The organism is Ochrobactrum sp. AP1BH01-1 (assembly GCF_018066705.1).
In the GTDB taxonomy this organism is placed as follows: Bacteria; Pseudomonadota; Alphaproteobacteria; order Rhizobiales; family Rhizobiaceae; genus Brucella.
The window spans coordinates 393044-409009 of sequence record NZ_JAGPOU010000005.1 but is presented as its reverse complement, the minus strand read 5'-3'; the positions used below and the strand labels follow the sequence as shown (position 1 = coordinate 409009).

Genomic DNA, 15966 nt, shown 5'->3' with positions numbered 1-15966 from the left:
AGGGCAGTAGGGCAGTAGGGCAGTAGGGCAGTAGGGCAGTAGGGCAGTAGGGCAGTAGGGCAGTAGGGCAGTAGGGCAGTAGGGCAGTAGGGCAGTAGGGCAGTAGGGCAGTAGGGCAGTAGGGCAGTAGGGCAGAGAAGGATATGTGCGTTGCGGTCGTCCGCAACCAAAACATATTCCCCTACTCCCTTACTCCCCTATTCCCTTAACATACTGCCTTACTGCCCTACTGCCTTAACCCCTTAATCGAACACAATCGCCGGCGCTGCGCGGGCGCTCTTGCCGCCCTTCATGTTTTCCCAAACCTTCCGGGCAATCTCGCGATAGATTTTCGCGTGTTCGCTGTCCGGGTCCTTGACCGTGATCGGCGTGCCGGCGTCCGAATAGGCGCGGACATCCATGTGCAGCGGCACTTCGCCGAGGAACGGCACGTTCAGCCGTTCGGCTTCCCTGCGCGCGCCTCCGTTGCCGAAAATATCGTAGCGCGCGCCGGTGTCGGGCGCGATAAAATAGCTCATGTTCTCGACGATGCCGAGAAGCGGCACATCCACCTTGCGGAACATGTTCAGCCCCTTGCGCGCATCGATCAGCGCCAGGTCCTGCGGTGTCGAAACGATAACGGCGCCCGCCAGCGGCACCTGCTGCGCCATGGTAAGCTGTGCGTCGCCGGTGCCGGGCGGCATGTCGACCACCAGCACGTCAAGCTCGCCCCAGGCGACTTCGCGCAGCATCTGTGTCAGCGCCGACATGACCATCGGCCCGCGCCAGATCATCGGCGTTTCCTCATCAACCATGAAGCCCATGGACATGACCTTGACGCCGTAATTTTCCATCGGCTTCAGCGTGCGGCCCTCAATCGCTTCCGGACGGCCGGAAAGACCGAGCAGGCGCGGCATGGACGGCCCGTAAATATCGGCGTCCAGAATGCCGACCTTCAGCCCATTGGCGGCAAGGCCGAGCGCCAGATTGACCGCCGTGGTCGACTTGCCGACGCCACCCTTGCCCGATGCAACGGCGATGATCGCGCCGACGCCCGGAATGCCCGGCTTCGCCGCCGCGCGCTGCGGCTGCGGCGCATGCGCATGGCCATGTGCGTGTGCGCCCTGTCCCGAAACGGCGACGGGCCGCGGTGCCGGTTGCGGTCTGGGTGGCGGCGGCGCGTCGTCGCTGGTGCGCCCGCCCTTCTTTTCCGCCGTGAGCGTGACCAGTGCGCCGGTGACGCCCGGAATTTCCTTCACGGCCTTTTCGGCAGCAAGCCGCATCGGCTCCAGCGCGTCGGCGCGTTCTGCCGGAACCGTGATGGAGAAGAAGACCTTGCCGTCGGCAATGAAAATATCCGACACCAGTCCGAGCGACACGACATCGCTTTCGAAATCCGGTCCCGTTACGGCCTGCAGCCGCTCCTGAACCTGTTCGCGTGTTACGCTTGCCATTTCGATTCCTTTAGTGAAGGCAGTAAGGGAATAGGGGAGTAAAGGAGTATGTATGAGAACATATTGCCCTACTGCCTTACTGCCCTATTCCCCTACTCCCCTATTCCCTTTTGATCAAAAGGCCAATGCCCCTGGCCGGGCCTGTTCAGGCCGCTTCCTCGCAGACGGCAGCTTCGGGGCGATGGCCCATGAGATAGAGCGCGCAGGTCGTGCGCAGCATGGAGGCGAAGTTGGGGATCGCGCCATTGGCCTCCAGCGCCTCATCGTAAAGCGTCGAGATGAAGCGCGGCGTGGTCAGGTTCTGGCTGGCCGCGATCTCGTCCAGCAGGCGCCAGAAGGTGGCCTCCAGCTGAATGCTGGTGGAATGGCCGCCTATGCGCACGGAGCGATTGATCTGCCGGTAGCCTTCCGGGTCCTGCTCGGCGAAAACCTTGCACATGGGTTCCTCCATTCATTAAGAGCACGAACTTGGCTGTGGTAGCCGATTGCCACCACGCCGTGGTTTTTTCTTCCATAATCGACAACCAGCAAGACAATCGCAAGCCGCATTTGACGAAGCGGCGAAAGAAACAGGAGTAGCTTGTGGCCAAAGCCATTCATTCGATGATCCGTGTTCTCGACGAGGAAAAATCCGTTTCCTTCTACAACCGGGCCTTTGGCCTCGATATTGCCGAGCGCATCGATTTCGAAACCTTCACGCTGATCTATCTGCGCAATGCCGAAGCCGATTTCGAAGTGGAGCTGACGGTCAACAAGGGTCGCACCGAGCCATACAATCTGGGCGATGGTTATGGCCATCTCGCCGTCGTGGTCGATGACGTCGATGCCGAACATGCCCGCTTCACGGAACTTGGCTTCAAGGTCGGCAAGCTTGTCGATTTCAAGAACAATGGCGTGCAGCTTGCCCGCTTCTTCTTCGCGGAAGACCCGGACGGCTACAAGATCGAAGTTCTGCAACGCGGCGGCCGTTACCAGTAGGCCGCGCCCATCGTCTTCCATGGCCGGGAGGAGCGGCCCGCAAGACGATGAACGCCAGCGTTTCCGGGGCCCGCCCCGGCAGCGCAAACAGCCAGCCCGCCCATTCCGGACGGGCAAGCAATGGAGGAGAACCGAATGACAACCGTTTTCGACGGTCTTTCCACCCGGGAGAAAAAGACGCTGTCGCGCCGCGACATTCTCAAGCGCGGCGCGGGGCTCAGCCTCGGCGCCATGCTGGTCATCAGCGGCAATGCCGTCATCTGCCCGCAATTCGCATGGGCGCTTGAGAGCACCACGCTCAAGCCCGAAACCATGGCGACCCTGATCCAGCTTGCGCGCGACATCTACCCGCATGACAAGCTGCCCGACCGTTTCTACGCCATCGCCGTCAAGCCCTATGACGCGGATTCCGCCAAGGACGAGACGCTCAAGAAGCTGATCGAGGACGGTGTTGCCGATCTGGACAAGCGGGCGGGAGCCGGAGGCTATCTTGGGCTTGGCTGGGAGGAGGAGCGCGTCGCGATCCTGCGCGATATCGAGAAGAGCCCCTTCTTCCAGAAGGTGCGTAGCGGGCTTGTCACCGGCCTCTACAACCAGAAGGAAATCTGGCCGCTCTTCGGCTACGAGGGCGAGGCCTATTCCAAGGGCGGCTACATCCAGCGCGGCTTCGACGATATCGAATGGCTGTAAGCGCCCCGGCGCAACATACCAATTTCAAAGCGGCACACCGTCCGGCAGACGCATCACGTCTTGCGGAAACGGGAAAGCATTGGGAGGAAACAATGGCTGCTCCATATGATCTCAAGGACGACAAGGTCGTCGTCATCATCGGCTCGGGTGCAGGCGGCGGCACGCTCGGCAACGAACTGGCCCAGAAAGGCATCGACGTCGTTATTCTGGAAGCGGGCAAACGCCACGAGTTCGAAGATTTCATCAATGACGAATGGGACAGTTTCGACCAGCTCGCCTGGCTCGACAAGCGCACCACATCGGGCAGCTGGCGCGTGTCGCACGATTTCCCGAACCTGCCCGCATGGATCGTAAAGGCGGTCGGCGGCACCACCACGCACTGGGCGGGCGCATCGCTGCGCTTTCAGGATTACGAGTTCCAGGCGCTTACCCATTACGGCAAGGTCGAGGGGGCGAACCTGCTCGACTGGCCGATAACGCTCGCCGAACTGGAGCCTTATTACGCCAAGGCGGAAGACAAGATGGGCGTCACCCGCACCAACGGGATCGAGGGCCTGCCCGGCAACAACAATTTCAAGGTGCTGAAGGCGGGCGCCGACAAGCTCGGCTACAAGGAATGCCATACGGGCCGCATGGCGATCAACTCCGCCCCGCGCGATGACCGCATGGGCTGCCAGCAGACCGGCTTCTGCTTCCAGGGCTGCAAATGGGGCGCGAAATGGTCGACGCTCTATACGGAAATCCCGAAGGGTGAGGAAACCGGCAAGCTGGAAGTTCGCCCGGAATGCACGGCGCTCAAGATCGAGCACAATGCGGCGGGCAAGGTGACGGGCGTGCTCTATGCCGACAAGGACGGCAAGCAGCATTTCCAGAAAGCGCGCGTCGTCTGCGTGGCGGGCAATTCGATCGAAAGCCCGCGCCTGCTGCTGAACTCGGCCTCGTCGAAATTCCCGGATGGCCTTGCCAATTCATCGGGACAGGTCGGGCGCAACTATATGCGCCACACCACCGGCTCGGTCTATGCCTCGTTTGAAAAGCCGGTGCACATGTATCGCGGCACCACCATGGCAGGCATCATCCGCGACGAGGCCGCGCATAATCCGAAACGCGGTTTCGTCGGCGGCTACGAGATGGAAACCATCTCGCTCGGCCTGCCCTTCATGGCGGCTTTCCTCAATCCCGGCGGCTGGGGGCGCGGCTTCGCCTCGGCGCTCGACGATTATGTCAACATGGCGGGCCTGTGGATCGTCGGCGAAGACATGCCGCAGGAGAAAAACCGCATCACGCTCAGCAAGGATGTGAAGGACGAACACGGCCTGCCGGTTCCCGATGTCTATTATGACGATCACCCGAACGATATTGCCATGCGCAACCATGCCTATGCGCAGGGCAAGGCGCTTTACGAAGCCGTCGGCGCGATCCGCACCTTCCCGACGCCGCCCTATCCCTCGACGCACAATCTCGGCACCAACCGGATGAGCGAAAAGCCGCAGGATGGCGTGGTGAACAAGCACGGGCAGACACACGACATCAAGAACCTGTTCGTTTCCGACGGCAGCCAGTTCACCACCGGCGGGGCGGAAAACCCGACCCTGACCATCGTGGCGCTCGCCATCCGTCAGGCGGACTATATCGCCGAACAGATGAAGAAGCGGGCGATCTAGAGCATGTCTCCCAAACGCGGGAACCAGTTTTGGGAGAAAGACATGCGTAAAACAAACCGGTGATCCTCTGACCCGCATGGATCAAACGGGGCGGAAGCGCGAACCGAGCGCATCCGTCCTGACGTCCAGCGCATCCTCCCCCGACCGCTGGAAAGCAGAAACGGCGCGACCAATTCGCGCCGTTTCTGTTTGATGCTTGGCAAAGACGGCTCTCATAGGCTAGGTAAACTCGGCTTGAATGGAGAAGCTTTGAGTTGAAGACGAGCATCGGCCCATACCGGATGTCTCTGGCGATACGCATCCTCAGCGTATTCGCCCTGATGTTCGTCGCCTTTGCACACAAGCCCGTCAATCTCAATGCACCCGACGGTTATCAGATCGCACAATACCAGTTGCCGGACGGCAGCTATCCGGTGCTCTGCATCGGCGATCATGGCTCCGATCCCAACCAACAGGGTCACGACAGGCATCTGGACAACAATAGTTGCGAAGCCTGCCGGATTTCTGCAGCCTTCCTGTGTCCGGCGCCTGCCGGTTCCACCGGTGCCGCCCCGCATGTCGCGATGGCAACCGGCATCGTGCCGCCGCAACCGATCCTGCGGCACAGCCCCTATCCGCCATCGGCACCGCCGCAAGCGCCGCCTCTCGCCTGAATATGATCTTTTGAACGAATGCCCCCGCATTCGGAATGAACGCGCCCGAACCCTGTATCGGCGTGCCTATCAATGATTATTCAGGTTTGAAACAATGAAGAACCATCGTCTTTTCGCATCGGCGATTTCGCTCGCTGCCGCCTGCGTTTCCGCCGGCATCGCCAACGCCCACTCCTCCCTCGACCAAAGCGAAGCCAAGGCGGGCAGCTTCTACAAGGCGACCTTCCGCGTGCCACATGGCTGCGACGGCATGGCCACGACCGAAGTGAAGATCGAGCTTCCCGAAGGCTTCCTCTCGGCGCAGCCGCAGGTCAAGGCCGGATGGAAGATCGAGATCGTCAAGGGCGACTATGCCCGGAGCTACAAGGTGCACGGCAAGGATGTGACCTCCGGCGTAAAGGAAGTCCGCTTCACCGATGGCAACCTGCCGGGCGATTTCTATGACGAGTTCACCGTCGTCGGCCAGCTCGCCAAGTTCGACAAGGACACGACGCTTTCCTTCCCCGTGACGCAGCTTTGCGGAAGCACCGCATCGGTTGCCTGGACGGAAGTGCCGAAGGACGGCCAGAACCCGCACGATCTCGAACATCCCGCGCCGCAGCTTCTGGTGAAGGCCGCCGGTGCCGATGACCAACACGGCGAACACGGCGGCGGTCACGGCGATCATGGCCAGATGGGCAAGATGGACCATGCCTCCATGCAGGCGGCGGCACCGACCAAGCTCGGTGAACTGGAAATCACGGCTCCCTCGGTGCGCGCCATGGTTCCCGGCGCCAAGGTTGCTGGCGGGTTTCTCACCATCGCCAATGACGGCAAGGAAGCCGACAAGCTGGTTTCCGTGACCACCAAAGACGTCAAGCGCGTTGAAATCCACGAAATGTCGATGCAGAACGACGTGATGAAGATGCGCCCGATTGAAGGCGGTCTGGAGATTCCGGCGGGTGCAACGGTCGAGCTGAAATCCGGCGGCTATCACCTCATGTTCATCCAGCCGGAGAAGCCTTACAAGGAAGGCGAGACCGTTCCGGTCACGCTGGAATTTGAAAAGGCGGGCAAGGTCACCATCGACTTTCCGGTGACGGCGCAGAACGGGAAAAAGGACGAACATTCCGGCCACTGACCGGCATATCGCGCATTTCGAGGCCGAAGGGCCTCGATCCCCAGCAGCGGGCGTGTGATATGCGACCCTCTCCCTCCGCGCATGCGCCCGTATGCCGCAACCGCTGAACCCCCGCAGCGGTTGCGTTCCTTTCCGGACACTGTAAACATGATAAAAATAGTATAGAATAATTCTAAATTATTGATATATAAAATAATTTTAAACTATACCTGTTGACTCCAGTTAAATTGGAGGCTTTTATGCATGGTGCAAATCTTTGTACGACCTTTGATGTCTGGGCCTTGAACCCTTTCGATTGGAGGACCCTATGGTTGGTCTCGGCGAATGCCGGTCCGCAAATATTGACGGGCTGCCCTTTAGAACTACGCATCGGCAGCCGGGTCTCTTGCCGGCCGGATATCACAATATGCGGGGGGAAACGGAACAGCCCTCGCGCAGCAGGCAGGTTTCCGCTTCTGCGACGGCCTTTGCCTGTGGGCATATTTCCCCGTCCGGTCTCTTTTCGGGGAGGCCCGCATGAATATGCGCATATCCCAATTGAACGGCGCCAACAGCGCGGGCTATTTCGACCGCCTGCCGGAAAAGCTGGTGCTGGAAGGCTATCGCCGCTGGATCGCGGGTTTCGAAACGGGTTCCATCATTCCGTGGGAAATGACCTGGGGTCTCTATTCGGAACTGCTCGGACCTTCCGAGGCGAAACAGGCGGTGGGCGAGCTGTCGCATTCCATCCGCGTCCTGCGTCATTGCGCGGTCTGTCCGCTGCGCGCCTTTCCCTTCGATTCACACCATGTCTGCCGCGAGGAATGCCTGACGCTGGGGCTGATTTCCGGCCTCCAGAATCAGGACGCGCTGCTGCTCGATACGTGCCTGGCGGCCATCGCCTGCCCGCGGCGCTGCGACGATGTGGCAGAGGCCGCGCGCAATTTTGCCGGGACGCTGGCCGATTTCGGCCAGACTTTGCTGCCAATACCGGTCCATGCCATCGACAGCGCTTTGAATTTTACGCAGCGCGCGACTTTTCACTGACCCGACACGGGCCGGAAAAGTCCCAGCGTCTTGCGAATGAACGTGATTCGAGATTTTAGTCGCCGCCCATCGGCGCAAGGAGATAGAAATGCAGGCCAGAACCGAACGACGTCTCGGCATTGCCGCCGCCCTCGTCCTGACCGCAGGAGCGTTCGTCATGCCGGGCGTATCCACCCAGATCGCGCAGAACGACAGCGCGCCGCAGCGCCAGGTTCATATGGCTTCGGCTGAAATCCTGCGCGCCGAGCTGCGCCATTTCGTCGAGCTTGGCGAGGCTATGCCGAAGTCGGTGCGCTTCGAATAATCGTGCTGACACTGAAATAGAAAAGGCCGCGCCTGATCAGGCGCGGCCTTTTTCGTTCCGGCAAACCAAGTACTTACGCTACGATGATCGGCGCCTTACCCTGCACACGGTTGTAAAGGTCGATAATGTCCTGGTTCATCAGGCGGATACAGCCGGACGACATGGACTGGCCGATCGACCACCATTCCGGCGAGCCGTGGATGCGGTAGCCCGTATCGCGGCCATTCTGGAAAATATAGAGCGCGCGCGCGCCGAGCGGGTTCTGCGGTCCGGGTTCCTGGCCGTTGCGATATTTTGCCAGTTCCGGCTTGCGCTGGATCATTTCCGGCGGCGGCGTCCAGACCGGCCATTGCTTCTTGTACTGGACATTGGCGCGTCCCGACCACTCGAAACCCGCCTTGCCGATCCCGATGCCATAACGCAGCGCTTCGCCGCCCGGCAGCACGTAATAGAGAAGATGGTCCTTGAGGCTGACCACAATGGTTCCCGGCGCCTGTCCCGTCGGGTCCGGCACGATCTGGCGGCGGAACTCCTTCGGCACTTTCTGATAGGGGATCGCCGGCAGCGAGTACGGTCCCTCCTGCACGGCGGCGTACATGACGTCCGGCGTGGTGATGTCGCGGTCAACGCTGATCTGCGGACGCATCGGCGTGATGCCGCCCGTCGACATCGGGTCGATATTCATCTGGAAGGCAGACATGTCCATCGTCTGCGAACAACCGGCAGCGCCGGTGAGGAGAACGGCTCCGGTACCCAAAAGGAAATGGCGGCGGCTTAGATCATCACGCGACTTCGACATGCAACTGGCCCTGAAACAAGGGATGAAACGAGGGTTGAAAAACAGCCGCAGCGCGACCGCCATATTGAACATCAATTTGCGTTCTTATGGTTGAGGAAGGGTTAAACAACTCGCGCAAACGTGTCGGAAAATTGCGGTTTAAAGCTAGAATTGCAGTGACCAGCCACATTCAATCGATTTAAAAATCAAGGCAAATGTGTCGAGCGTGCGTCAGAAGCGGCTTTTTGATGGCAAAATTATGTCTTTTGCCTCAGTGCGCTATTCAGGGTTGTTCCCGGACAGCAAAAAGCCGGGTCGTGAAACCCGGCCTGTCGCATTCATTGTTTACGGCGATCAATAATCTTTTTCGTAGAAGATGCCGCCGCTGGAATCGCCTTCCGCTCCCAGCGCGCCCTTGGCCTTCAGATTGCGGGTAATGTCGAGATTGACGGTGCCCTTGGTCGAGCCGCCGGAACCCGCTTCCACCCCCAGATAGATGTTGTCGCGGATATAGCGCCCGGCGCGAACCGCCGTCTGGCCCTTCTCATCCGTCACCACATCAAGATCATCGAGACCTGTCCCGGCGCGCAGCTTGTTCATCAGCGAGTTATTGGAACCGCCGGCAAGTTCGGCTGCGGCTGCGGCAAGCTGCGCGATCTGGAACGCCGACAATTCGCCGATGGAGCGCTTGAAGATCAGCTGCGCCAGCACTTCGTCCTGCGGCAGTTCCGGCGTCGACGAGAACTTGATGTCGAGATTGTCGACCGTACCCGTCACCGTCACGATTGCGGTGATTTCATTGCCTTCCGAACGGGCGACGAAGTTGAGCTGCGGATTGAGATCGCCCACCAGCGTGACATGGCCTTCATCGAAGGTGATGCGCTGGCCGAGAATGCCGATGCGCCCACGGATCATGTCGAAGGAACCGACCGGCTTGATATCGCTCACAGGCCCGGTCAGGCGAAGGCGTCCGCCCAGCTCCGTATCGAGACCGCGACCGCGCACGAAAATCTGGTTCGGCGCGTTGATGAGAACATCAAGGCGGGGCACGGTCGGGCGCGCTGTCGGGGTCGGCACCCGGCTGCGGCGCGTTTCGACCTTGGCGCGATCGAGCGTCACCTGAACATTCTTCGGCGTGTTCTTGTGGCGAACCGGCACATAGGCCGCGCCGCCGCCGAGATTTTCCGGCACCGAGATTTCCGCCCGGTCAACATCAATACGCCCTGAAATCAGCGGATCGCGCATCAGCGGGCCGTTGATCGTGATCCCGCCATTGACCGTCGCGACCACGAGCTTGCCATCGGCATAGCGGGCGCGATCAAGCTTGATATCGATATTGGCCGGGAAATTCGCCGCCGCATTGGTCGAGATCGTGCCGCTGGCGGAAACCGATCCGCCGCTGCCAAGCGCGGCATTGACCTGGCGCAGCGTGATGGTTTCGCCATCCATGCTGCCCATGACATTGATATTGTTCAAGCGGACATTTGTGTCGGGATCGACGAAGGTTGCCCCATTGGTGGAGAACATGCCGCGCAGTTGCGGACGGTCGAAGCCGCCGGAAACGCTTGCCGTCAGCGTCAGCGTGCCGTTTGCCTGCGCGCCGCGATCCGCCAGGAAACGGTTGGCAAGCGCCAGCGGAATGCTGCCATTGACATTGACGCCGAGCCCCTGCCCCGAAAACGGCACCTTGCCGTTAGCGGTGACGTTGAGGCCGCGCGGACCGTCGACGGTCACAGACGAAAAGTCGAGGGCCATGGCTGCATAGCTGCCCGCAGCCTGCAAGGTGAGCGGCGCAAGCCCGTTCTCGCGCAGCGGCTTGGCGGCAAGGCCGGTGCCGCGCAGGTTGAACGTTGCCCCCGGATTGGTGAGCGGTCCGGTGACACGTGCCGTTCCGGTGACATTGCCCGCGAGATCCTGTCCCTTGACCGCACCGTTCAGCGCCGCCAGCGGAAGATTGGCGAGATTGACGTCGACGGCAAGGTCGCCCTTACCGAGCGGCACGCCGCCATTGGCGCGAACATCAATGCCGCCGCCCCCGGTGACATGCGCATCGACATTGAGCCGGTTATTCGCGGAAGTGCCCTTGGCATCGGCATTGAGTGCGGCAATGCCCTGCTTCTTGAGCTCGGCTGCCGTCACGCCGCGCGCCGCCATGTCGAAGGCGACATTGGGCGCTTCCTTGGTGCCGGTGATGCGGGCCGTGCCGTTCACCGTGCCGCCAAGGCCCAGTTCCGGCTTGAACGTATTGGCGAGCGCCAGCGGCAGATTGGAAAGCGCGACCGAAAGATCGAGACGGCCATCGACCACGCCGTTGACCTTGACCTGTCCGGCGCTGGCATCCGCGCCCGTATTGATGATGATATCGCCGAAGGAGATTTCCTCACCCTTCATGGAAATGGTGGCGGGTGCGGCCAGATTGGCGCTGAGCGTCCCCTGCTTCACATTGGCCGAGGCGAGCCCCAGTTCAAAACCGCCATCCTTCGGCTCCAGCGAACCGGCAGCGCTCGCAACCGTGCCAATCTTCAATCTGGTATTGGCCGTGAAATCGGTCTTCGATCCCGTCGCATTGGCCTTGGCGTCAAAACTGTCGATGCCGAAAGTGCCGACCAGAATGTCGCGCGCCGCAGCATTGCCATCGACCACCGGCACGCCGAACAGATCCTTTGCCGTCAGGGCAATGTCAGCCGAGGCGATGCGATTGCCGTTTACCTTTATCCCCTTGGCATTGGCGGTGACGGATGCATTCTGGCGTCCGTCAGTGGCGTCAAGCGTAATGTCGGCATTGGCGGCACCGGTCGCTTCGGCAAGCGCAAGGGCAGCGGCGGTGGAAATATCCGGGGCGTCAAGCTTCAGCGCGCCGGTGAGAAGACCTTTCGCGCTCTGGGTGACATTGCCGGAAAGATGCGCGCCGCCCGCGTTGAAGACGAGATCGGTGAGGCGCTTCTCGTCATTGACGATGTCGATCAGCGTTCCAAGATCAATGCGCTGGCCGTTGAGGAAGGCGCTCCCCGCAAGCTTGCCGGAAAGGGCCGCACCTGTCTTTGCATTGCCGTCGAGCATGGCGTTGAAATCAAGGCCACCTTCGGAAAGCTTGCGCCCGGCCAAAGTGCCTTGCGGCGCATCGGCGCGCAATGCGAGCGCGATCAGCTTGTCGTCGCCGCGCGCGCTGCCCTTGACCGTCATCCGGCCCGATGCCTGATCGGAAAGAAGCTTGAGATCGGACAGCATGACGCCGAAATCGAAATTGGCCTTGTCGGACGCAAAGGAACCGTTGGCGGTGATTTCGCTCAACTCGTTGCCGATGCGGAAATCGCGCGCTGAAAATCCTTCGCTGCTGCGGCCAAGCGCGCCGCCCAGCGTGACCGCGCCGTCGAGAATACGATCCACGGCCTCAGTGCCGGTGCGCATGTTCTGCGCCGTGCCGTTGAGGTCGAGCTGGAAAGCGCCGCTGATCGGGCGGACGATGCCCTTGGCGTTGACATCGATGCTGCCCGCGAGGTCACGGCCAGCCAGAGCGCCGAAAGGCGCGAGGCTTGCCACCTTGGCGGCGATATCGCCATTGAAGGCAAAATCGTCAATATTGCCCTTGAGATCGAGGCTCAGACCATTGCCGGCAATATTGGCCTTTGCAAGCTCGACCGGCGAACCGGCGCGCCACGCGCCGTCGACGGCGAGCGCAATCCTGTTTCCGAGCGCCTCGGCGATTTCAGCACGTTCCGCCGAAATGCCGTCCACCCCGCCATTGACCTTGAAGGTGATATGGCGATTGGCGGCGTCATCCAGGTTTTCGGCAACGCCGCCCATGTCGAGCGCGATGCTCTTGGCAGAAATCGTTGCGTTCTTGAGACCGGCAACCGAAAGCGTTCCCGTCCAGTCATTGGTCGGGCGATCACCGTAAGCGACCTGGAATTTTGCATTGTCGATGTAGGTTTCGGCACCCTTGACCGGCAGAAGCACGCGGCCCTTGCTGTCATCGGCAATAGTGGCATCAATACGCAGCTTGTTGAGGAAACGGTCGTTCCCTGTCTCGGCGGAAGCCTTGAGCTTCAGGGCCGCGCTGTTCAACGCCAGATCGTCGAGGCGAAAACCGCCCGCATCCTTGAGGAAGCCATCGGCGGAGAGAACCGTTTCGGCACCGAAGAAATCGCGGAAGACCGGCGGCACCAGCACGGCAATCGGGCCATTGAAACGGGCGGAGAACACACGGCCGCCATCGGGCGCCTGACCTTGCCGGTTGAGCGTAAATTCGCCGGTCAGCGTGCGGCTGCCATTGGTGTCGAGCGCCAGATCGACCTTCAACCCGTCGAGCGGACCGGCGCCGGTCAGGGTGAGATCGACCGGGGGACGGCCATCGATGTTCAACAGGTTGGCGACAATGCCGTTGGCCGGTTCGGAGACTTTCAGGTCGAGATCGACCTTCTGATCGGCATTGGCATAGGCTGCGCGCAGCGCGAAAGTACCGCCCGGACCGTCGAGCCGCTTGATGTCGAAACTGGAATCCAGCGAGCCATCGGCAAGCGAGAGGCGGCCATTGGCCGCCACTTCCGATTCAAGACCGAAAATCTCCGGCCCGAAATGCATGCGGGCAATGGCGAGCTGGTCGAGATTGATCGAAATCGGCAGTTCCGGCAGGCTGAAGCTGGAGGATTCCGGCGACGGCAGGCTGTTGTCCGGCAATGGCTTGCGAATGAAGTCGATCCGCTCGGCGGCCAGCGACTGGATGCTGAGACGACCGACGAGAAGTGCGGTGCGGCTCCAGTTGAGCTTGGCATTCTCGATGCGCAGCCACACGCCTTCGCGGTCGGCGATGGTGATCGAACCGACCGTTGCTTCCGAAGACAGAACGCCGCTGATGCCCGAGATGGAGATGCGGCGGTTCGGCGCGGAAAGCTGGCTTTCCACGAAGGACAGGAAATAGGATTTCTCTTCTTCGGGCTCGGCCTGCGCGCTTTCCGGCGTTTGCGCCTGCCCATTGGTCTGCGCATTCGTCTGGGCATTCGTCTGGGCATGGGCCAGCACCGGCGCCTCCCGCTCCGGCCAGCCGAAGATAACTGCCGTGACGGCGAACGCGATGAAGGCGATGATGGCGAGAAATCTGGTCAAAACGCCTGTCCTATACCTACGTACAAGCCATAGCTCGGATCGCCCGAGCGGCGGTTGAGCGGAACGGCGACATCAAGGCGGATCGGCCCAAGGCCGGTCAGGTAGCGCAGACCGCCACCGGCGCCGACGCGCATCTGTTCCGAGAAATCGGGAAACGACTTTTCGCCGACATAACCGGCATCGACGAATGCCACCGCGCCGATGGAATCGGTGATGCGGGCGCGCACTTCGCCATTGGCCTCGACGAGCGAGCGTCCGCCGACGATTTCGCCATTGCCCGCGCTGACGCCGATATTGCGATAGCCGTAGCCGCGGACCGAGCCGCCGCCGCCCGCAAGGAACAGCTGGCTCGGCGGCAGGTCCGCGATGGACGCGCCGACAATGGAACCGACCTTCAAGCGACCCGCGAGAATCACCCGGTCCTTTTCGCCGAAACCGTAATAGGTGCGGCCCTCGGCGGTGAAACGGGTGGCAAAATTGCCGTACTGGAACTCGTAGAAGGGCTGGATATTGCCTTCCAGATAGAAGCCCGAACTCGGGTCCGGCTTGTTGTTGCGGCTGTCGTAGAGGAGATTGCCCTCAAGCCCCGCCGTCGTGAAGGTGCGGGTGCCGAACACGTCGTCGTTGAAGCGGCCATGGCTCGCCTTGGCGTAAAGCGCGCCCGACAGTTCGTCGCTGAATATCTGCGTGAAGCCGGTTTTCGCATTGACCGAGGTTTCGGTATAGGCGTCCAGCACCTCGCGCTTGGCGTCAAGCGAGGCAACAAAGTCTGTATCCGGCGTATAGACACCCGGCTTGGTGAACGTAGTGCCCAGAAGATAGGTGAAGTTCTTCGGATCGAAGGAATTGTCCTGCGTGCCGCCAATGCCGCTGACCTTGGCGTCGAAGCGCAGGCGCTCGCCGCGCCCGAACAGGTTGCGGTGCATCCAGTATCCGGTGAGGCCGAAGCCGTCGATGGTCGAATATTCGGCGCCGAAGCCGAATCGGCGGGGTTTTCGCTCCTGCACGTTGAGCGTCATCGGCAGGCTGCCGTCCGGCTCGATCTTTTCGGCTTCCTCGAAACTCATCGCACGGAAGACTTCCATACGGCCGAGACGCTTCTTGGCTTTCTCGATATCGTCGGGATCGAATTCCTGGCCTTCTTTCAGCCCGGTCATCCACGCCACGAATTGCGGGTCCATGCGCGCCGTACCGAGCACGCTGACCGGGCCGTAATGCGCCTTCTGTCCCGGATCAAGCGACACATCGGCGGAAACCCGGTTGTCGGCATGATCCGCCACGATGTCCTCGCCGGTCACACGCGCCTTGGCGTAACCCTGCTGCCGCCACGCCTCGACGGCGAGGCGTTCGGCCTTGATGACGGTGCCGGATCGAGCCACCTGCCCCGGCGCGAAACCTGCCTCTTCCGGCGACTGCACGTGATCGCGCTTGTCGACCGGCGGCGGCGCAATATTGGAGATCGCGGTGCGCGAGAACAAAAACTGCGGGCCGGGATCGACAGCGATCGCGACCTTCGCATTGTTGGGAATTTCGGCATCGGGGGGAATGTCGTTCGCCTCGCGGCCATCGACGAGAATGGAAATGGTGCCGCCATAGCGACCCTCGCCATAAAGCGCTGCCAGAATGCGGCGATAATCGCCGCGCGCCTTGGCCAGCAGACCGGCGGAACCCGAAGCGGGCCGCTCCGCATCCGCGACGAGGCCCGATGCGCCTTCGATGGTGGATTTCAGATCGGCTTCAGTGCCGTCCGCATTCTTGCGGTCGCCCGTGGTCGTGACCTCGACCGTATAGGTCTTCGGGTCGATGATATCCGGGTCTTCCTTCTTGTCCTCGCCCCACAGGCGGATTCCGAACAGCTCGAATGCCAGCGCAGGCGACACCGTGAGCGAGGAAAAATGCGCCGCCAGCAAAAGCATGGCGATGCTCTTTCCCTGTATCGTCCTGTTACTCCAAGTCATACGCGTTACTGTCCGGTTCCTGTCTATGCGGTCGCCTGGCAGCGTCCCGTTCACCACCCCCAGCCCAGGACGTTTCAGGGATTACCATGGGGAGAACAGAACTCCAAGCGACAACGCTAGATATGGACCATTTCAGTCAACGGAGTATTAACGTTACCATACGCCTCCGCCCACCCGCTTCGGTTGAACGGACACAAACTGTGACAGCCGGCGATAATCGCAATTTTCAAAAAAAGTGCGGCCCGCCGGCGGGGTGTCG

General features: G+C 61.0%; 12 protein-coding genes. 7 read left to right on the top strand and 5 right to left on the bottom strand.

Annotated elements, in window-relative coordinates:
• Positions 1–242: 242 nt before the first annotated feature.
• Together apbC and J9800_RS19750 are read right to left on the bottom strand one after the other, a co-directional pair.
• Complete coding sequence (gene apbC / locus J9800_RS19755; protein ID WP_114214357.1) at positions 243–1433, bottom strand: iron-sulfur cluster carrier protein ApbC; 1191 nt, start codon at positions 1431–1433, stop codon at positions 243–245.
• 145 nt (positions 1434–1578) lie between these two features.
• Positions 1579–1872: a ribbon-helix-helix domain-containing protein gene (locus J9800_RS19750; protein WP_006471202.1), complete on the bottom strand. Its 294-nt coding sequence runs from the start codon at positions 1870–1872 to the stop codon at positions 1579–1581.
• A gap of 143 nt (positions 1873–2015) precedes the next feature.
• On the opposite strand from J9800_RS19750, the gene J9800_RS19745 reads away from it, so the two are divergent.
• The 7 genes from J9800_RS19745 (at position 2016) to J9800_RS19715 (ending at position 7868) form a co-directional block, all read left to right on the top strand.
• Positions 2016–2411, top strand: coding sequence for a VOC family protein (locus J9800_RS19745; protein WP_114214358.1), 396 nt, complete (start codon positions 2016–2018; stop codon positions 2409–2411).
• 135 nt (positions 2412–2546) lie between these two features.
• Positions 2547–3101, top strand: coding sequence for a gluconate 2-dehydrogenase subunit 3 family protein (locus tag J9800_RS19740; RefSeq protein ID WP_112588621.1), 555 nt, complete (start codon positions 2547–2549; stop codon positions 3099–3101).
• A 92-nt stretch (positions 3102–3193) separates the two neighbouring features.
• Positions 3194–4765: a GMC family oxidoreductase gene (locus J9800_RS19735; protein ID WP_112588619.1), complete on the top strand. Its 1572-nt coding sequence runs from the start codon at positions 3194–3196 to the stop codon at positions 4763–4765.
• Positions 4766–5019: 254 nt separating this feature from the next.
• Positions 5020–5418 (top strand): hypothetical protein, encoded by a 399-nt coding sequence (locus tag J9800_RS19730; protein WP_114214359.1) that lies wholly within the window; start codon positions 5020–5022, stop codon positions 5416–5418.
• Between the two features lie 94 nt (positions 5419–5512).
• A complete protein-coding gene (locus tag J9800_RS19725) occupies positions 5513–6538 on the top strand; it encodes a DUF1775 domain-containing protein (protein WP_114214360.1) in 1026 nt (341 codons plus the stop codon).
• A 516-nt stretch (positions 6539–7054) separates the two neighbouring features.
• A complete protein-coding gene (locus J9800_RS19720) occupies positions 7055–7564 on the top strand; it encodes a hypothetical protein (RefSeq protein ID WP_210845914.1) in 510 nt (169 codons plus the stop codon).
• An 88-nt stretch (positions 7565–7652) separates the two neighbouring features.
• On the top strand, positions 7653–7868 hold the full coding sequence (locus tag J9800_RS19715; protein ID WP_114214361.1) for a hypothetical protein: 216 nt from the start codon (positions 7653–7655) through the stop codon (positions 7866–7868).
• 73 nt (positions 7869–7941) lie between these two features.
• Here the strand turns inward: J9800_RS19715 and J9800_RS19710 are convergent, their stop codons facing one another.
• The 3 genes from J9800_RS19710 to J9800_RS19700 form a co-directional block, all read right to left on the bottom strand.
• Positions 7942–8667: a L,D-transpeptidase gene (locus J9800_RS19710; RefSeq protein ID WP_114214640.1), complete on the bottom strand. Its 726-nt coding sequence runs from the start codon at positions 8665–8667 to the stop codon at positions 7942–7944.
• Positions 8668–9000: 333 nt separating this feature from the next.
• Positions 9001–13749 (bottom strand): translocation/assembly module TamB domain-containing protein, encoded by a 4749-nt coding sequence (locus J9800_RS19705; protein WP_114214362.1) that lies wholly within the window; start codon positions 13747–13749, stop codon positions 9001–9003.
• Positions 13746–15707, bottom strand: coding sequence for an autotransporter assembly complex protein TamA (locus tag J9800_RS19700; RefSeq protein ID WP_502696692.1), 1962 nt, complete (start codon positions 15705–15707; stop codon positions 13746–13748). Before J9800_RS19700 ends, J9800_RS19705 begins: the two co-directional genes overlap by 4 nt.
• Positions 15708–15966: the final 259 nt, after the last annotated feature.

What these genes read in the sequence shown, in the direction of transcription:
- J9800_RS19720 (WP_210845914.1), top strand. Translation starts at nt 7,055, where the DNA reads ATGAATATGCGCATATCCCAATTGAACGGCGCCAACAGCGCGGGCTAT.
- J9800_RS19735 (WP_112588619.1), top strand. Translation starts at nt 3,194, where the DNA reads ATGGCTGCTCCATATGATCTCAAGGACGACAAGGTCGTCGTCATCATC.
- J9800_RS19750 (WP_006471202.1), bottom strand. Translation starts at nt 1,872, where the DNA reads ATGTGCAAGGTTTTCGCCGAGCAGGACCCGGAAGGCTACCGGCAGATC.
- J9800_RS19710 (WP_114214640.1), bottom strand. Translation starts at nt 8,667, where the DNA reads ATGTCGAAGTCGCGTGATGATCTAAGCCGCCGCCATTTCCTTTTGGGT.
- J9800_RS19725 (WP_114214360.1), top strand. Translation starts at nt 5,513, where the DNA reads ATGAAGAACCATCGTCTTTTCGCATCGGCGATTTCGCTCGCTGCCGCC.
- J9800_RS19700 (WP_502696692.1), bottom strand. Translation starts at nt 15,707, where the DNA reads ATGACTTGGAGTAACAGGACGATACAGGGAAAGAGCATCGCCATGCTT.
- apbC (WP_114214357.1), bottom strand. Translation starts at nt 1,433, where the DNA reads ATGGCAAGCGTAACACGCGAACAGGTTCAGGAGCGGCTGCAGGCCGTA.
- J9800_RS19740 (WP_112588621.1), top strand. Translation starts at nt 2,547, where the DNA reads ATGACAACCGTTTTCGACGGTCTTTCCACCCGGGAGAAAAAGACGCTG.
- J9800_RS19715 (WP_114214361.1), top strand. Translation starts at nt 7,653, where the DNA reads ATGCAGGCCAGAACCGAACGACGTCTCGGCATTGCCGCCGCCCTCGTC.